This window comes from Streptococcus sp. SN-1 (assembly GCF_041154385.1).
Classification (GTDB): Bacteria; Bacillota; Bacilli; order Lactobacillales; family Streptococcaceae; genus Streptococcus; species Streptococcus mitis_CT.
Genome location: NZ_AP028929.1, coordinates 442,875 through 462,424, shown reverse-complemented (window position 1 = coordinate 462,424; position 19,550 = coordinate 442,875). Strand labels below are relative to the sequence as shown.

6 protein-coding genes and 2 pseudogenes are annotated in these 19,550 nt (G+C 44.2%); 1 reads left to right on the top strand and 7 read right to left on the bottom strand.

The genetic code is table 11. From position 1 onward, the window contains the following. Positions 1-14: 14 nt before the first annotated feature. The 7 genes and pseudogenes from ACAM22_RS02045 to ACAM22_RS02015 all read right to left on the bottom strand — a co-directional run. Positions 15-2,072 carry an SP_1767 family glycosyltransferase gene (locus tag ACAM22_RS02045; RefSeq protein ID WP_369606865.1) on the bottom strand — a complete coding sequence of 686 codons (2,058 nt, stop codon included), beginning with the start codon at positions 2,070-2,072 and terminating at the stop codon, positions 15-17. Positions 2,073-2,098: 26 nt separating this feature from the next. After that, on the bottom strand, positions 2,099-2,965 hold the full coding sequence (locus ACAM22_RS02040; protein ID WP_369607012.1) for an SP_1767 family glycosyltransferase: 867 nt from the start codon (positions 2,963-2,965) through the stop codon (positions 2,099-2,101). A 369-nt stretch (positions 2,966-3,334) separates the two neighbouring features. Next, positions 3,335-4,336 (bottom strand): annotated as a pseudogene (locus tag ACAM22_RS02035) (sugar transferase); the annotation flags it as partial. Positions 4,337-4,447: 111 nt separating this feature from the next. After that, entirely contained in the window at positions 4,448-5,329 is an 882-nt protein-coding gene (locus tag ACAM22_RS02030; RefSeq protein WP_369606864.1) for a glycosyltransferase family 2 protein, read from the bottom strand. Between the two features lie 29 nt (positions 5,330-5,358). Further along, entirely contained in the window at positions 5,359-6,237 is an 879-nt protein-coding gene (locus ACAM22_RS02025) for a DapH/DapD/GlmU-related protein (protein ID WP_369606863.1), read from the bottom strand. Beyond that, complete coding sequence (locus ACAM22_RS02020; RefSeq protein ID WP_369606862.1) at positions 6,234-8,318, bottom strand: glycosyltransferase; 2,085 nt, start codon at positions 8,316-8,318, stop codon at positions 6,234-6,236. The genes ACAM22_RS02025 and ACAM22_RS02020 overlap by 4 nt, the downstream gene beginning before the upstream one ends. 155 nt (positions 8,319-8,473) lie before the next feature. After that, positions 8,474-10,234, bottom strand: a pseudogene (locus ACAM22_RS02015) (LPXTG cell wall anchor domain-containing protein); the annotation flags it as partial. On the opposite strand from ACAM22_RS02015, the gene ACAM22_RS02010 reads away from it, so the two are divergent. Then, positions 10,167-19,274 (top strand): hypothetical protein, encoded by a 9,108-nt coding sequence (locus ACAM22_RS02010; protein ID WP_369607025.1) that lies wholly within the window; start codon positions 10,167-10,169, stop codon positions 19,272-19,274. The pseudogene ACAM22_RS02015 and the gene ACAM22_RS02010 sit on opposite strands and share 68 nt — an antisense overlap. The last annotated feature ends 276 nt before the right edge of the window (positions 19,275-19,550 follow it).

Below are 19,550 nucleotides of genomic sequence, written 5' to 3'. Positions count from 1 at the left end.
ATATACCTTCCTCACTATTTAGATAAATCTTCAACAACTTGCTGATTGTAATCTTCATCTTCAATCAGTTCAATTTCTTGATCAGAATAATATTCTGCAGTATGCTTATGTTGTAACTGCACCCTAGTTTCTGCTCCCATCTTCATCCATTCATACTCCGAATCAATATGCCCAAGGTCTAAAGCACGATGTCCTAATTGAGATAATTGATAAGCTAAGACCTTAGCTGTTGGGCCTAACATTAATAAAATCAAACGTTCCTCTACATGCTCTAAAATCTTTTCTCGTATCTCCTGAATTTTCGAAAAAGCATTATGAGAGGGGCAAATAATACGCTTAATTGAATTTGATTTATCAAACAAATCATTTCCAACACCTGACCGTGAAGTCGCTCCTTCTACAATTAGTAAGTCTTTGCCTTCAAATAACTGTTTCATTTTCTCAAATTGTTCAAAAGCACGACTCCTATCTTTGTTGTAAATATAAGGCCTTGATATAAAAGCCGAACCATACTTTTTTGATTGGCAATATACTCTAAAAAATGGTGCAAAAGCATCTAATTCCCTCTTCCAGAATACCTCAGAGTTATGATCTTGAGGAAAATTTCCTGTAAAAGCTTCAAAAACTTCTGGCATACAAATTAATATATCTTCATTACTTGCATTCAATAAAATGTCCTTCATACTATTAGATAACTCTTCATTATACTCTTGGAATCCTATATCATAACCATTCATAATATGAATCTCTCCATCTCCAAAACGAATAAGAGATTGTTCCGTTTCCAATAGTTGATCCAAGGTTTCATCTATAGACATAACTGAAATATCAAATAATTCTTCTTGTTTAAATGTTTGATGAAATTTATCGGCTCCAATTTCAGAGAATAAACGGATCGCATCCTCCATTTTTTCTAACTCCTGTCTTAGAAAAAGATATTGAGGTACATTCCCTTTATGAGTAGCATAAAATGAAAAAATAGGCTTATTCATCTCACTCATTCTTTCTAAAATTGTCTCATTTATATCCCCATGATTGATATTAAGATAAGCATCCATATTTTCTAATAATTGATCAAAAGTAGCTGGGACACACTGAGGATGTAGATAAATATTATCTCTTTGGCCCAGAGCACTTAACCACGATCCAAATTCTGTATAAGCAGCTATATGAAAGCGATGTTCTGGAAAACTACTTGCTAAATGTTCAATTCCTTCAAATTGTTCTGTTCCTGTTAATGTAAAGAAATCCAATCCCTGCTTTTCTTTTTGTAAAGAAAATTCCCCTAGATGATGAGCTAAAACTTGGAAAAGTTCTAAATTATAAAAATCCCACCATTTTTCTCTATATCTGTATGATGTTGAACTATTCCATGGTTTTCTATAAGTTGTGTAATGAATAATAAGAGGACTATCCTTCATACAAAAATGCTCTTGCCAGTTACTATAAAATGCTACGATATCATGACCAACCTGAACATTGAATCGCTTATCCAACTCCAACCAATTATCCTGAAAAACAGAGTTCAATATTGTCTGATCTCCATTAAAATGTTCTAATTCCCAATGTTCGCTTTTCTCGCCTTCAGATAATTCTAAGCATTTATCTGAAACTGACAATTCCTTCCATTGTAGATTATCAATGAGCATAACACCAGTATTAAAACTACCATCCACATCACGTACAGCAGCTACTGGAAAGCCTTTTAAATCTGTTAAGAAAAAAGAGGTTAAGCTACCATTAACAATAATATCTGTATCTAGATAAAGCACTCTCTCCCTATCAACAAGACGAGGAATAAAATACTTAGCATAGGCAATCGGACTAATATGATTTTGCGTTCTCCACTCATTTGAAATCAATCCCATATCAAAGGGAATATTGTAAAGTTCCCCTCCCAAATTTCTCACTATACGTCTCATTTTTCTAAACCAATCTGGCATAATACCTTGATTGATGATATAGAAATCAACTGATTTATTGTGATACATGATAGATTTCATGGTCACAGTTAATTGTTCTGTATAAGCTTGGTCAGCAATCAAAACGATTGCAATTCTTTCTGGTGTCATTTCTCCTCCGAAATTTATGATTTATACTATTTTGTACTCAAGTCAACAACAATCTGACTCAAATATGCTTCATCATCTGCTAATTCTATTTCTGTATCTAGATTAAACTCTGCAGTATGTTTATTGTGTAATAAAACCTTATTTTCAGCCCCCATCTGCATCCACTCATACTCAGAATCGACATGTCCAATATCAATGGCCTGCATACCCTTGGTAGCAAGTTGATAAGCTAAAACTTTAGCTGTAGGACCTAGCATTAACAAAACTAAACGTCCATCAGCATGGTTCAGTATTTCTTCCATTATCTCATTTTTCTTATCATAAGCATGGCGAGATGGGCAAATAATTCGCTTGATACTCTTGGCGCCATCAAATAAATCATTTCCTACCCCAGATCTAGAAGTATATCCTTCTACGATAAGGATATCTCTTCCTTCCCATAGTTTTTTCAACTTTTCAAATTGAGATTTTGCTTTTGATTTATCTAAAAAATCAATATAAGGTCTGGAAATAAAAGTTGAGCCGTACCAAGGATTTTTACAATACTCTAGATAAAATTCCTCATAATCTTCTAAATATTGTCTCCAAAAAGCTAGAGCATCTGGAACAAAAGAGAAACGGTTTTTTAAACCTTCTTGTAAACCAATAACTAATGTAGGATTACTCTCTTGATTAAAAATAAATTTCAATTCTTCGGCAAGATTAGGGTCATATTTCTGGTAATTAATAGATTGGCCTAGCATGATTGCAGCCTCGCCATCACCAAATCGAGCTATTGAAGATTGATGCTCCAGAATATAATCAAGTGTTTCATCTATGGTCTGTACTTCAAAATCAAATGATTTATTGGGCAATTGTTTTGTTTCAGCATAATTCCTAATTGCAGCTACCATAGCATCAACATTTTTGATAGAAAAGAGATACTGTCCTTTTTCTCCATTTTGTGTTTTATAAAAGGCAAAGCTAGGAATATTTTTTTCTAATAAACCATTAAACACTCCATCTACTTCCCCACCATAGTTAATATCCAAATATAGATCAGTCTTGTCTAATAGTTTCTCAATCTGTTCTGAATCTGAGGCCGGATATAGATAGACATTTTCTTTCTCAGCCAAGTTTGTCAATCGTGGTCCCATAAGAGTTCTAGCAGCAATGTTAAAATCACACTCAGGAAGCTGTTCTACTAGATATTCAATTTGTTCTAAATCCTGACTATTTGTAACTGTCAATAGTTGGATAGCTCGTGATTGTTGATTGTGGCTAATTCCTAATTCAAAAACTGCTTGCAATAAAAATTGTTTTGCAAAAAAACCTTGACTTAGTAAAAAGGAAAAATAACGTACTCTACTGCACATTTGAAGATAGGCTTCCTCTGATAATTGTTCTACCAAAAGGGGGGCTTCCTCTAAGTTATCAACTACAAATCCCAATCCTTGTTCTACTATAAAGTCAGAGTTAGACAAGGTAGCAGGAATAATGACAGGAATACCTGCCGCTAAATAAGTACTCAATTTATAAGAAACATTCATACTGTAATAATCTATATTTTGTTCCTCATTTTGATGTGTAGTCCAAACCAGCCCAAATCCACCTTTTGATAACTCTAAGAGCATTTCCTCATCAGTTTTCCAGCCCGCAATATGAACTTGATGCGACAAAGAAAGCTGTTCTTCATTTGAAAATACAGTTAGCGGAACTGTCCCCTCCCAAGTTTTTAATTCTGGGAAACGACTTAAATTTCCTGCAAAATAAACTTCTTTTTTAAATATAGGTTCATGTAAGTCCAAATCATGAGGATGATCCCACATTCTTTGAAAAATGACTTTTTTAACATTCAGGCCATTTTGAAGCAGTTTCTCTTTCATAGCTTCTGATGGTAAGATGATACTATCTGCCATGTTGTATAGATTGATATAATCCTGCATCAAAAATTCATTTGCTTTAAACATCAGGGGAATCACGTCATGGACAAATACTATGATTTTTACATTAAGAATTTTCAACTTAGTTAAAAATTCTCTTTCAAACTCTAGACCATTCCAAGTAGGTGTTTGAAAAATGACCACATCTCCCATTGAAACACTGGCTAGAATCCCGTCTAATCTTCTACTTCTCTCTTCTACAGTTTCAGCTGATGCATGGTAAAAATAAATTCCTAACTCTCTAAATCCTAGTTGAGTAGAAATTTTTTGAACAGCATTTTGAGCAATGGTTGCTGTACTTTCTCTAGCCATTCCATATAGATTGGTAATATGTAATTTCATTATTCTTCACTTTCTGATAATTTATTGACTGTCGATATAGATTGACTATTAAACCAAAGTGTTTATCCTAACATAATTACTTCATATAGGAAAACGTCTCAGGTCTATGTTTTAGTTAGTACCTTGCAATAAGAAAATTGTTTCATTAATCCACCTCATGGTTTCAGTCGAGTCTAATTCTACGTTGTTTAGCCATTTTTTCTTTTCATGAAGTTTCTTCAAACATTCATCTACATATCCTTGTGTATCTTTCCCTCTTGATGAAAGGAGTGCGATAAAGTTCAAGCGTTGCTGGATATCACTTCTAACAGCATCTAAAGTAAAATGTTTTGAAATTCTCTCATCTGTCCGATAATTATATGTTTCCTTATTAACATAAACAACTCTATCAGATACCATATATATTTTAAACCAAAATTCCATATCCTCCCCATATGGAGTGGCTACATTAAAAGCAATATTTTCTAGCATGTTTTTATGAACCAATTTACCACTAACAAAACGATAAGAATTATCAAAACCATCTAAAGACAATAACTCATCCATTAACTTTTTATTTGTAAATACTTTTTTATCGTAACCTCTTTGAAATGAATGTATATACCAACAATTGTCTCCCATTTCAAATCTCTTATATGTAGAAACTGATATATCTGCATTCTCATCTATAAGTGCATTGTAAAGGACTTCTAAATAATCAGAATCCACCCAATCATCCGAATCAATAAAGGTGATGTATTGCCCTTTTGAACATTCGATACCTAGATTACGAGCTGAAGAAACTCCGCCATTTTCTTTTTCAAAATAACGAAAACGAGAATCCTTCTCGACATACTCTCTACAAATATCAGCAGAATTATCTGGCGACCCATCATTTATTAGTAAACACTCAAAATTTTGATAAGTCTGACTCATAATACTATCTAAACACTGCCGTAAATAATTTTCTACATTGTAAATCGGTACGATAATACTGATTAATTCATTCCTCATTTATTTATTACCTTAAATATTTATTTTTCTTAATTACGCTCTCTTATAATAAGATTTCTATCTTGATAAACCACACTATTTGCTGGAACATCATTGCGAATAAGACAGCCTGCTCCAATAACGGTATCATCCCCAATAGTCACTCCTTTTAAAATCGTGACATTACTTCCTATCCAGCAATCTCTTCCAACTCTTATTGGCGCTGTGGTCCACTGCCATTTTTCAATTTTTTCAGCAGTATAAACATGGTCGTGGTCGTAAAAACGAACTCCTTCCCCCATCATTGTTCCGTTTCCGATTTCGATTCTTTCCATACAGTTAAAACTACAAGAATTATTGATGAAGACACCATCATTTAGTATTAACTTCCCTGAAGAAACATGGAAATTCTCAAAATTTCTACAAATGACATTGCTTCCCACAATTAGACTAGCTTTACTATCAATTTGAAATACATTCCAATTTCCATCTTGGATGATATTTTCTTGATTATTCACTCCCACTTGGATTGAATTTATACTATCACGAATCCTACTAACCAATCCATCAGGTCTATTTGCTTCAAAAACTTCCTGTCCTTGATTTCCATGGACTGTATTGTCAAAAGCCAAGACCATTTTACCAGCCTGCACAAATTTAGAAACAATAGAATCAACTTCTTGAAAATGATTGATATCTAATAGGATGTCGCACATACTCACTAGAAAATCAATTTGCTGATCAGTTGTAACTGTCATGAGACGGACATTATATTTAGACTCCAGTACTCTTATCTTTTCAGAAAACTGTACAGGAGCGGCAATATGAAAACAAATATCTGGTAAGTTTTCTAGGAGATAATCTAACTGCTCAATCTGATCACTTACAGTTAAGATTAGTGCATCACCTCGCACAATGTTTTTTCTCATCTATTTAACTCTCTTATTCTCTCTATCATTTCTGAAACTTGATCAGTCTGATATATCTCTTGGTTCGCTTCATAAGATTTAGTATTCTCAAAGGCTAAAATTGGTTTACTTTGGGAAATAAATTGTTCTAATATCTCTACTTCCTTCTCACCATAGTTGATATCTAAAAGAAGCTGACAAGTTTCCACCAATTCTCTATCCAATTCCTCTAAAGACACTGTTCCAGAATAGATAGTAACGTTTGGATACACAACAAGCCTAGAAAGATTCTCACTAACGATTACTCTTGCTGCAATCTTAAATTGCACTTCTGGTAAAGCCACTATTAGTGTTTCCAACTGCTCAATTTGGTCTGAAGCTGTATAAATCAAACAAGAAAATGGAACTTTTAGAGGATAAAGATGCAATTTTTTAAGAGAATGTAAATGATGATTTTTCCCCAACTCTGTCCATTCCATATCATGGTAATACCACCAAACATCACGATAGGTTTGTCCAGCGTGTGTATGCCAAGGCTTTCTCTCTGATAAATAGTGGATAATTCCTGGATATTCCTGCCCATATGGAAAATTATAGTTTGCGAAACGTTCATGAATGACAATATGATTATTATCAAAGTCCAATTCCAACCATCTGTTTTCAAAAAGCATATTCAAAATGCTTTGATCAGCCTGATCCACCTTATCATGCCATTCATTGGTTAAGTCAATCAACTTTTGAGTTATATGCTCTTGCTTCCAAAGAGCATTATTAATCAAGAGAACACCTGCATTAAAGATTTCTCGACCAAAATAGGCTCTGCCTCCAAAATCTCGAATAGCAGCCAAAGGATAGTCCTGTAAATCTGTAGCAAACAAGTCATCTAGATTTTTCGTTACTACTAAATCGCAGTCTAAATAAAGAGCCTTATCTTCTTTCACAAAATCAGCCACAAAATAGCGCAGAAAAACAGTGTAACTAATATCCGTTTTATAACGCGAAATTTGCTCAGACGTGACCCGGCAATTAATAATTTCTGAATCAAACTTCTCTAATCGTTTATTTAATTGTTTCAACCATTCATTAGGAAAATCACTATTAATCAGATAAAACCGAATAGAACGATTATGATAACAAATAGACTTAATAGTCGTCAGGACCTGCTCGACATAGGCATAATTTGCTGCAAGAACAATGGCTTTCTTTTCGCTTGACTCTTGTATCGATAACTGATTTAAAAGAGTTTTTTTCATTTCAAACTCTTTATATGTTGCTGTATCAGATAAGCCGCTAGCTTGACCGTTTGCGAGACTGACCTCCAACATCTGACGATAAACTGCCAAGTGCTTCTCAAGTGGATAACCCATATTAGCTAGTAGTGTAATACGCTCAGACATAGCATCAACTAAGGCATGCATCCACTTTTCTGTCCAAATTCTAGAACTACTTCCTTCTCTTTGGCGATAGGCATATAATCCTTTATTCAAATAAATAGTCTTCTCAGCAAGTAAGTAAATCTTTTGATTGAGATAACCATCTTCTCCTAGCTTGCCTATATCAAAACGTAATTGTTTAACCAAGTCTGACTTATAAAGTTTTCCCCAAACAGATATCAAAGCGAAACTCTTCATATACTGAGACTCATACAAGTTTTCAAAGACAGAGACATTGTCATAAACTTTCTCATAATAGGAATCTTCAAATATATAAAAGTAGTACATTCCCTCAGCTTCATTAAAAGAATAATAATTTCCAACCGCAATATCAGCCTGATACTCCGTTATTTTTTTATATAGGGTTTCTACATAATCTAACTCAACCCAGTCATCTGAATCAACAAAGGTCACATAAGATCCTGTCATTCGGTCCAATCCTATATTTCTTGCTTCCGCTTGACCACCATTTTCTTTTTCAATATAGATAATTCGATTATCTTTCTGTGCATACTCTTGACAAATTTCACCCGAATTATCTGTAGAACCATCATTGATTACAATAATCTCAAGATTTTTATAAGTTTGATTAATTAAACTATCCAAACATTTTTCTAGGTAATTTTCAACATTATAAACTGGTACTATTACCGTAATTTTTTCAGTCATGTAGTCGTTCTCCTTTCTTACTATTATAACATTTTTTACGCTATTTTTCCCTTTCCCTTAACTTTTAAAACGCAAAAAATCCCCTGGATGATTTTTCATCCAAGGGATTCTTCATAAATCGAAATAATAATACTTTCTATGTATTTTTAATCCGATTACTCCTCATCATCACGTTTACGGCGTTTCGCAAACAGACCTAAACCAGTCACAGCTGCCAAAGCTCCAAGGAGTACAGATGATTTGGAAGCTTCTGTACCTGTATTTGGCAATTGCTGTCTTGACTTACCTGCTGATTCTGATGGTGTTTCAGAAGATAATGTGTCTGCTGATGTAGATGCAAGTGTTGATTCTGACTCAGAAGGTGCTGTGCTTGGTTTCATTACATCTTCTTCTGTCTTAGTCAAATCTGCACCTGGAATCACCGCTGTCTTACCTGATGGTGTTGTGACGGTTGCGTTACCCTTGTCATCTACCACTACTGTAGAACCTGGGTTAACGGCTTTGACCTTGTCTTCGATCACTTTCTTCTCTTCTGGAGTTAAAGCATCTGGATTAGATACAACTGTCTTATCGGCTGGTGTAACGATGTCATTGCCTTCATTTGGTCTAGTTGTAATGTCTCCTGACTTAGTCAAGTCTACACCTGGAATAACGGCTGTCTTACCTGATGGTGTTGTGACGGTAGTAGTACCATTGTTAGTTACCACTACTATAGAGCCTGGGTTGACTGCTTTGACCTTATCTTCAATAACTTTCTTCTCTTCTGGAGTTAAAGCGTTTGGATCAGATACAACTGTCTTATCGGCTGGTGTAACGATGTCATTGCCTGCATTTGGTTTCGTTACATCTTTTTCTGTCTTAGTCAAGTCTACACCTGGAATAACGGCTGTCTTACCTGATGGTGTTGTGACGGTAGTAGTACCATTGTTAGTTACTACTACTGTAGAGCCTGGGTTAACGGCTTTGACCTTGTCTTCGATCACTTTCTTCTCTTCTAGAGTTAAAGCGTTTGGATCAGATACAACTGTCTTATCGGCTGGTTTAACGATGTCATTTCCAGCATTTGGTGTCGGTACAGATTTCTCTGTCTTAGTCAAGTCTACACCTGGAATAACCGCTGTCTTACCTGATGGTGTTGTGACGGTAGTAGTACCATTGTTAGTTACTACTACTGTAGAACCTGGGTTAACAGCTTTGACCTTGTCTTCGATCACTTTCTTCTCTTCTGGAGTTAAAGCGTTTGGATCAGATACAACTGTCTTATCGGCTGGTTTAACGATGTCATTGCCTGCATTTGGTGTCGGTACAGATTTCTCTGTCTTAGTCAAGTCTACACCTGGGATAACCGCTGTCTTACCTGACGGTGTTGTGACGGTAGTAGTACCATTGTTAGTTACTACTACTGTAGAGCCTGGGTTAACAGCTTTGACCTTATCTTCGATCACTTTCTTCTCTTCTGGAGTTAAAGCGTTTGGATCAGATACAACTGTCTTATCGGCTGGTTTAACGATGTCATTTCCAGCATTTGGTGTCGGTACAGATTTCTCTGTCTTAGTCAAGTCTACACCTGGGATAACCGCTGTCTTACCTGATGGTGTTGTGACGGTAGTAGTACCATTGTTAGTTACTACTACTGTAGAGCCTGGGTTAACAGCTTTGACCTTGTCTTCGATCACTTTCTTCTCTTCTGGAGTTAAAGCGTTTGGATCAGATACGACTGTCTTATCAGCTGGTTTAACGATATCATTTCCAGCATTTGGTGTCGGTACAGATTTCTCTGTCTTAGTCAAGTCTACACCTGGGATAACCGCTGTCTTACCTGATGGTGTTGTGACGGTAGTAGTACCATTGTTAGTTACTACTACTGTAGAGCCTGGGTTAACAGCTTTGACCTTGTCTTCGATCACTTTCTTCTCTTCTGGAGTTAAAGCGTTTGGATCAGATACGACTGTCTTATCAGCTGGTGTGTTTATTGAAGTACTTGTACTTGTTGAAATTGATGTACTTACACCTGTTGAAGTTGACGTACTTGTTGACGCTGATGTAGACGCTACTGCGCTTGTGCTTGCTGATGTAGACGCTACGGCGCTTGTGCTTGCTGATGTAGAGGCTACCGCACTTGTTGACGCTGAAGTAGAGGCTACCGCACTTGTTGACGCTGAGGTAGATGCTACAGCACTAGTACTTGCTGATGTAGAAGCTACAGCGCTTGTGCTTGCTGAGGTAGACGCTACGGCACTGGTTGATGCTGATGTAGAAGCTACCGCACTTGTTGACGCTGAGGTAGATGCTACAGCGCTAGTACTTGCTGAGGTAGAGGCTACGGCACTTGTTGATGCTGATGTAGACGCTACGGCGCTTGTTGACGCTGAGGTAGACGCTACTGCACTTGTTGAGGCTGACGTAGACGCTACGGCGCTAGTTGATGCTGATGTAGACGCTACTGCGCTTGTGCTTGCTGAGGTAGAAGCTACAGCGCTTGTGCTTGCTGAGGTAGAAGCTACAGCACTTGTACTTGCTGAGGTAGACGCTACCGCACTTGTGCTTGCTGAGGTAGACGCTACGGCGCTAGTTGACGCTGATGTAGACGCTACGGCACTTGTGCTTGCTGAGGTAGAGGCTACCGCACTTGTTGATGCTGAGGTAGAAGCTACGGCGCTTGTGCTTGCTGATGTAGAAGCTACAGCACTTGTACTTGCTGATGTAGATGCTACAGCACTTGTACTTGCTGATGTAGATGCTACCGCACTTGTACTTGCTGACGTAGAGGCTACGGCACTTGTTGACGCTGACGTAGACGCTACAGCACTTGTTGACGCTGAGGTAGACGCTACGGCGCTTGTGCTTGCTGATGTAGAGGCTACTGCGCTAGTACTTGCTGATGTAGAGGCTACCGCACTTGTTGATGCTGACGTAGACGCTACCGCACTTGTTGACGCTGAAGTAGACGCTACCGCACTTGTTGACGCTGAGGTAGACGCTACGGCACTTGTTGATGCTGAGGTAGAGGCTACTGCGCTAGTACTTGCTGAGGTAGACGCTACTGCGCTTGTGCTTGCTGACGTAGACGCTACCGCACTTGTTGATGCTGACGTAGAGGCTACCGCGCTAGTTGATGCTGAGGTAGACGCTACGGCACTTGTTGACGCTGATGTAGAGGCTACTGCGCTTGTTGACGCTGACGTAGACGCTACCGCACTTGTTGACGCTGACGTAGACGCTACAGCGCTAGTACTTGCTGATGTAGAGGCTACCGCACTTGTTGATGCTGACGTAGACGCTACCGCACTTGTTGACGCTGAGGTAGACGCTACGGCACTTGTTGATGCTGAGGTAGAGGCTACTGCGCTAGTACTTGCTGAGGTAGACGCTACTGCGCTTGTGCTTGCTGAGGTAGATGCTACCGCACTTGTTGATGCTGAGGTAGACGCTACTGCACTTGTTGATGCTGACGTAGAGGCTACCGCGCTAGTTGATGCTGAGGTAGACGCTACTGCACTTGTTGACGCTGATGTAGAGGCTACTGCGCTTGTTGACGCTGACGTAGACGCTACCGCACTTGTTGACGCTGACGTAGACGCTACTGCGCTTGTTGATGCTGAGGTAGACGCTACCGCACTTGTTGACGCTGAGGTAGACGCTACGGCACTTGTTGATGCTGAGGTAGAGGCTACTGCGCTTGTGCTTGCTGAGGTAGACGCTACTGCGCTTGTTGAGGCTGAGGTAGACGCTACGGCACTTGTTGACGCTGACGTAGACGCTACAGCGCTAGTACTTGCTGAGGTAGACGCTACTGCGCTTGTGCTTGCTGAGGTAGACGCTACCGCACTTGTTGATGCTGAGGTAGACGCTACTGCACTTGTTGACGCTGACGTAGAGGCTACGGCGCTAGTCGATGCTGAGGTAGACGCTACGGCGCTTGTGCTGGCTGAGGTAGACGCTACCGCACTTGTGCTTGCTGAGGTAGAGGCTACGGCGCTAGTCGATGCTGAGGTAGAGGCTACGGCGCTTGTGCTGGCTGAGGTAGACGCTACGGCGCTTGTGCTGGCTGACGTAGACGCTACTGCGCTTGTGCTTGCTGACGTAGACGCTACCGCACTTGTGCTTGCTGAGGTAGACGCTACGGCACTTGTTGATGCTGAGGTAGAGGCTACTGCACTTGTGCTTGCTGAGGTAGAGGCTACTGCGCTTGTGCTTGCTGAGGTAGACGCTACAGCACTTGTTGACGCTGAGGTAGACGCTACCGCACTTGTGCTGGCTGAGGTAGAGGCTACGGCGCTAGTCGATGCTGAGGTAGAGGCTACGGCGCTTGTGCTGGCTGAGGTAGACGCTACGGCGCTTGTGCTGGCTGACGTAGACGCTACTGCGCTTGTGCTTGCTGACGTAGACGCTACCGCACTTGTGCTTGCTGAGGTAGACGCTACGGCACTTGTTGATGCTGAGGTAGAGGCTACTGCACTTGTGCTTGCTGAGGTAGAGGCTACTGCGCTAGTACTTGCTGAGGTAGACGCTACTGCGCTTGTGCTTGCTGACGTAGACGCTACCGCACTTGTTGATGCTGACGTAGAGGCTACCGCGCTAGTTGATGCTGAGGTAGACGCTACGGCACTTGTTGACGCTGATGTAGAGGCTACTGCGCTTGTTGACGCTGACGTAGACGCTACCGCACTTGTTGACGCTGACGTAGACGCTACAGCGCTAGTACTTGCTGATGTAGAGGCTACCGCACTTGTTGATGCTGACGTAGACGCTACCGCACTTGTTGACGCTGAGGTAGACGCTACGGCACTTGTTGATGCTGAGGTAGAGGCTACTGCGCTAGTACTTGCTGAGGTAGACGCTACTGCGCTTGTGCTTGCTGAGGTAGATGCTACCGCACTTGTTGATGCTGAGGTAGACGCTACTGCACTTGTTGATGCTGACGTAGAGGCTACCGCGCTAGTTGATGCTGAGGTAGACGCTACTGCACTTGTTGACGCTGATGTAGAGGCTACTGCGCTTGTTGACGCTGACGTAGACGCTACCGCACTTGTTGACGCTGACGTAGACGCTACTGCGCTTGTTGATGCTGAGGTAGACGCTACCGCACTTGTTGACGCTGAGGTAGACGCTACGGCACTTGTTGATGCTGAGGTAGAGGCTACTGCGCTTGTGCTTGCTGAGGTAGACGCTACTGCGCTTGTTGAGGCTGAGGTAGACGCTACTGCGCTTGTTGAGGCTGAGGTAGACGCTACGGCACTTGTTGACGCTGACGTAGACGCTACAGCGCTAGTACTTGCTGAGGTAGACGCTACTGCGCTTGTGCTTGCTGAGGTAGACGCTACCGCACTTGTTGATGCTGAGGTAGACGCTACTGCACTTGTTGACGCTGACGTAGAGGCTACGGCGCTAGTCGATGCTGAGGTAGACGCTACGGCGCTTGTGCTGGCTGAGGTAGACGCTACCGCACTTGTGCTTGCTGAGGTAGAGGCTACGGCGCTAGTCGATGCTGAGGTAGAGGCTACGGCGCTTGTGCTGGCTGAGGTAGACGCTACGGCGCTTGTGCTGGCTGACGTAGACGCTACTGCGCTTGTGCTTGCTGACGTAGACGCTACCGCACTTGTGCTTGCTGAGGTAGACGCTACGGCACTTGTTGATGCTGAGGTAGAGGCTACTGCACTTGTGCTTGCTGAGGTAGAGGCTACTGCGCTTGTGCTTGCTGAGGTAGACGCTACAGCACTTGTTGACGCTGAGGTAGACGCTACCGCACTTGTGCTGGCTGAGGTAGAGGCTACGGCGCTAGTCGATGCTGAGGTAGAGGCTACGGCGCTTGTGCTGGCTGAGGTAGACGCTACGGCGCTTGTGCTGGCTGACGTAGACGCTACTGCGCTTGTGCTTGCTGACGTAGACGCTACCGCACTTGTGCTTGCTGAGGTAGACGCTACGGCACTTGTTGATGCTGAGGTAGAGGCTACTGCACTTGTGCTTGCTGAGGTAGAGGCTACTGCGCTTGTGCTTGCTGAGGTAGACGCTACAGCACTTGTTGACGCTGAGGTAGACGCTACTGCGCTTGTACTTGCTGACGTAGATGCTACGGCGCTTGTACTTGCTGACGTAGATGCTACAGCGCTTGTTGATGCTGAGGTAGACGCTACTGCACTTGTTGACGCTGAGGTAGACGCTACGGCGCTTGTGCTTGCTGATGTAGAGGCTACAGCGCTAGTACTTGCTGATGTAGAGGCTACCGCACTTGTTGATGCTGATGTAGACGCTACCGCACTTGTGCTTGCTGAGGTAGAGGCTACTGCGCTTGTTGACGCTGAGGTAGATGCTACGGCACTTGTGCTTGCTGATGTAGACGCTACGGCACTTGTTGATGCTGAGGTAGACGCTACGGCGCTTGTACTTGCTGATGTAGACGCTACTGCGCTTGTACTTGCTGATGTAGAGGCTACTGCGCTTGTTGATGCTGACGTAGACGCTACGGCACTTGTTGACGCTGATGTAGACGCTACGGCACTTGTTGATGCTGAGGTAGACGCTACGGCACTTGTTGATGCTGAGGTAGAGGCTACTGCGCTAGTACTTGCTGATGTAGAGGCTACAGCACTTGTTGATGCTGACGTAGACGCTACCGCACTTGTTGACGCTGAAGTAGACGCTACCGCACTTGTTGACGCTGAGGTAGACGCTACTGCGCTTGTGCTTGCTGACGTAGACGCTACGGCACTTGTTGAGGCTGATGTAGACGCTACAGCGCTTGTGCTTGCTGATGTAGAGGCTACGGCACTTGTTGACGCTGACGTAGATGCTACAGCGCTTGTGCTTGCTGAGGTAGACGCTACCGCACTTGTTGACGCTGACGTAGACGCTACTGCGCTTGTTGATGCTGAGGTAGACGCTACCGCACTTGTTGACGCTGAGGTAGACGCTACGGCACTTGTTGATGCTGAGGTAGAGGCTACTGCGCTTGTGCTTGCTGAGGTAGACGCTACTGCGCTTGTTGAGGCTGAGGTAGACGCTACGGCACTTGTTGAGGCTGAGGTAGACGCTACGGCACTTGTACTTGCTGACGTAGAGGCTACTGCGCTAGTACTTGCTGAGGTAGACGCTACGGCGCTTGTGCTTGCTGACGTAGACGCTACGGCACTTGTTGAGGCTGATGTAGACGCTACAGCGCTTGTGCTTGCTGACGTAGACGCTACCGCACTTGTGCTTGCTGATGTAGACGCTACGGCGCTTGTGCTTGCTGACGTAGACGCTACGGCACTTGTTGACGCTGATGTAGACGCTACAGCACTTGTGCTTGCTGATGTAGATGCTACGGCACTTGTGCTTGCTGATGTAGACGCTACGGCGCTTGTGCTTGCTGATGTAGACGCTACGGCGCTTGTGCTTGCTGACGTAGATGCTACTGCGCTTGTGCTTGCTGATGTAGATGCTACTGCGCTTGTGCTTGCTGATGTAGATGCTACCGCACTTGTTGATGCTGATGTAGAGGCTACGGCGCTTGTGCTTGCTGATGTAGACGCTACGGCACTTGTTGATGCTGACGTAGACGCTACGGCGCTTGTACTTGCTGACGTAGATGCTACTGCACTTGTTGATGCTGAGGTAGACGCTACGGCGCTTGTGCTTGCTGACGTAGACGCTACGGCACTTGTTGACGCTGATGTAGACGCTACAGCACTTGTGCTTGCTGATGTAGATGCTACGGCACTTGTTGACGCTGATGTAGACGCTACCGCGCTTGTTGACGCTGAGGTAGACGCTACGGCGCTTGTGCTTGCTGACGTAGATGCTACTGCACTTGTTGATGCTGATGTAGATGCTACGGCGCTTGTACTTGCTGACGTAGATGCTACCGCACTTGTTGATGCTGATGTAGAGGCTACGGCGCTTGTGCTTGCTGATGTAGACGCTACGGCACTTGTGCTTGCTGATGTAGACGCTACGGCGCTTGTTGAGGCTGACGTAGATGCTACGGCGCTTGTTGATGCTGATGTAGACGCTACCGCACTTGTTGAGGCTGAGGTAGAGGCTACTGCGCTAGTGCTTGCTGAGGTAGACGCTACGGCACTTGTTGATGCTGATGTAGATGCTACAGCGCTTGTGCTTGCTGAGGTAGAGGCTACTGCGCTTGTTGATGCTGATGTAGATGCTACCGCGCTTGTGCTTGCTGAGGTAGATGCTACAGCACTTGTTGACGCTGAGGTAGACGCTACTGCGCTAGTACTTGCTGAGGTAGAGGCTACGGCACTTGTGCTTGCTGACGTAGATGCTACCGCGCTAGTTGATGCTGAGGTAGACGCTACAGCACTTGTGCTTGCTGACGTAGATGCTACTGCGCTTGTGCTTGCTGAAGTAGACGCTACCGCACTTGTTGACGCTGATGTAGACGCTACCGCACTTGTGCTGGCTGACGTAGATGCTACTGCACTTGTTGACGCTGATGTAGACGCTACCGCACTTGTGCTTGCTGATGTAGAGGCTACTGCGCTAGTACTTGCTGATGTAGACGCTACGGCACTTGTGCTTGCTGAGGTAGACGCTACCGCACTTGTGCTTGCTGAGGTAGAGGCTACTGCGCTAGTACTTGCTGATGTAGACGCTACGGCGCTTGTGCTGGCTGACGTAGATGCTACAGCACTTGTTGATGCTGAGGTAGACGCTACGGCGCTAGTCGATGCTGATGTAGATGCTACTGCGCTTGTGCTTGCTGACGTAGACGCTACAGCACTTGTTGACGCTGACGTAGACGCTACGGCGCTTGTGCTTGCTGAGGTAGAGGCTACTGCACTTGTTGATGCTGAGGTAGACGCTACGGCACTTGTTGACGCTGAGGTAGATGCTACTGCACTTGTTGATGCTGAGGTAGACGCTACGGCGCTAGTCGATGCTGATGTAGATGCTACTGCGCTTGTGCTTGCTGACGTAGACGCTACAGCACTTGTTGACGCTGACGTAGACGCTACGGCGCTTGTTGATGCTGATGTAGATGCTACTGCACTTGTTGACGCTGAGGTAGACGCTACCGCGCTTGTGCTTGCTGACGTAGACGCTACGGCGCTAGTCGATGCTGATGTAGATGCTACGGCACTTGTTGATGCTGATGTAGACGCTACGGCGCTTGTGCTTGCTGACGTAGATGCTACAGCGCTTGTGCTTGCTGATGTAGAGGCTACGGCGCTTGTGCTTGCTGAGGTAGACGCTACGGCACTTGTTGACGCTGAGGTAGACGCTACTGCGCTTGTTGAGGCTGATGTAGACGCTACTGCGCTTGTTGAGGCTGAGGTAGACGCTACGGCACTTGTTGACGCTGACGTAGACGCTACAGCGCTAGTACTTGCTGAGGTAGACGCTACTGCGCTTGTGCTTGCTGAGGTAGACGCTACCGCACTTGTTGATGCTGAGGTAGACGCTACTGCACTTGTTGACGCTGACGTAGAGGCTACGGCGCTAGTCGATGCTGAGGTAGACGCTACGGCGCTAGTACTTGCTGATGTAGAGGCTACCGCACTTGTGCTTGCTGAGGTAGAGGCTACGGCGCTAGTCGATGCTGAGGTAGAGGCTACGGCGCTTGTGCTGGCTGAGGTAGACGCTACGGCGCTTGTGCTGGCTGACGTAGACGCTACTGCGCTTGTGCTTGCTGACGTAGACGCTACCGCACTTGTGCTTGCTGAGGTAGACGCTACGGCACTTGTTGATGCTGAGGTAGAGGCTACTGCACTTGTGCTTGCTGAGGTAGAGGCTACGGCGCTAGTCGATGCTGAGGTAGACGCTACCGCGCTTGTTGACGCTGAGGTAGACGCTACGGCGCTTGTGCTTGCTGACGTAGATGCTACTGCACTTGTTGATGCTGATGTAGATGCTACGGCGCTTGTGCTTGCTGATGTAGACGCTACCGCGCTTGTTGACGCTGAGGTAGACGCTACGGCGCTTGTGCTTGCTGACGTAGACGCTACCGCACTTGTGCTTGCTGATGTAGACGCTACGGCGCTTGTGCTTGCTGACGTAGACGCTACGGCACTTGTTGACGCTGATGTAGACGCTACAGCACTTGTGCTTGCTGATGTAGATGCTACGGCACTTGTTGACGCTGATGTAGACGCTACGGCGCTTGTGCTTGCTGATGTAGACGCTACGGCGCTTGTGCTTGCTGACGTAGATGCTACTGCACTTGTTGATGCTGATGTAGATGCTACTGCGCTTGTGCTTGCTGATGTAGAGGCTACCGCACTTGTTGATGCTGATGTAGAGGCTACGGCGCTTGTGCTTGCTGATGTAGACGCTACGGCACTTGTTGATGCTGACGTAGACGCTACGGCGCTTGTACTTGCTGACGTAGATGCTACTGCACTTGTTGATGCTGATGTAGAAGCTACCGCACTTGTGCTTGCTGATGTAGACGCTACGGCACTTGTTGAGGCTGATGTAGACGCTACAGCGCTTGTGCTTGCTGATGTAGAGGCTACGGCACTTGTTGACGCTGACGTAGATGCTACAGCGCTTGTGCTTGCTGAGGTAGACGCTACCGCACTTGTTGACGCTGACGTAGAGGCTACGGTACTTGTGCTTGCTGAGGTAGAGGCTACAGCACTTGTGCTTGCTGATGTAGAGGCTACGGCGCTAGTACTTGCTGATGTAGAGGCTACAGCACTTGTTGATGCTGAGGTAGAGGCTACGGCACTTGTGCTTGCTGACGTAGAGGCTACGGCACTTGTTGAGGCTGAGGTAGACGCTACGGCACTTGTACTTGCTGACGTAGAGGCTACTGCGCTGGTTGACGCTGAGGTAGACGCTACAGCGCTTGTGCTTGCTGAGGTAGACGCTACTGCGCTGGTTGACGCTGATGTAGACGCTACTGCGCTGGTTGACGCTGACGTAGACGCTACGGCGCTTGTGCTTGCTGAGGTAGACGCTACAGCACTTGTGCTTGCTGATGTAGACGCTACAGCACTTGTGCTTGCTGATTGAGAGGCTTGTTCAGACTTACGATCAGAATCTGATACCGGTACTTTCACTTCATTCGTTGTACCATCTTTATAGGTAATAATTACTGTTACCTTACCATCTACTACTGCACCATCACCTTTAATTGCATAGTCTCTAATACGGTTTGCATCTTGTGGATTAGATCCCTTCACAGCTGCAAGAATCTTTTCTTTATCATCTGCTGATGGAGTTGTCGCATTGCTTACTTGAACTGTTGCTGGCACTTTACCAGGGAATTTTTCATTCAGTTTTCCTTGG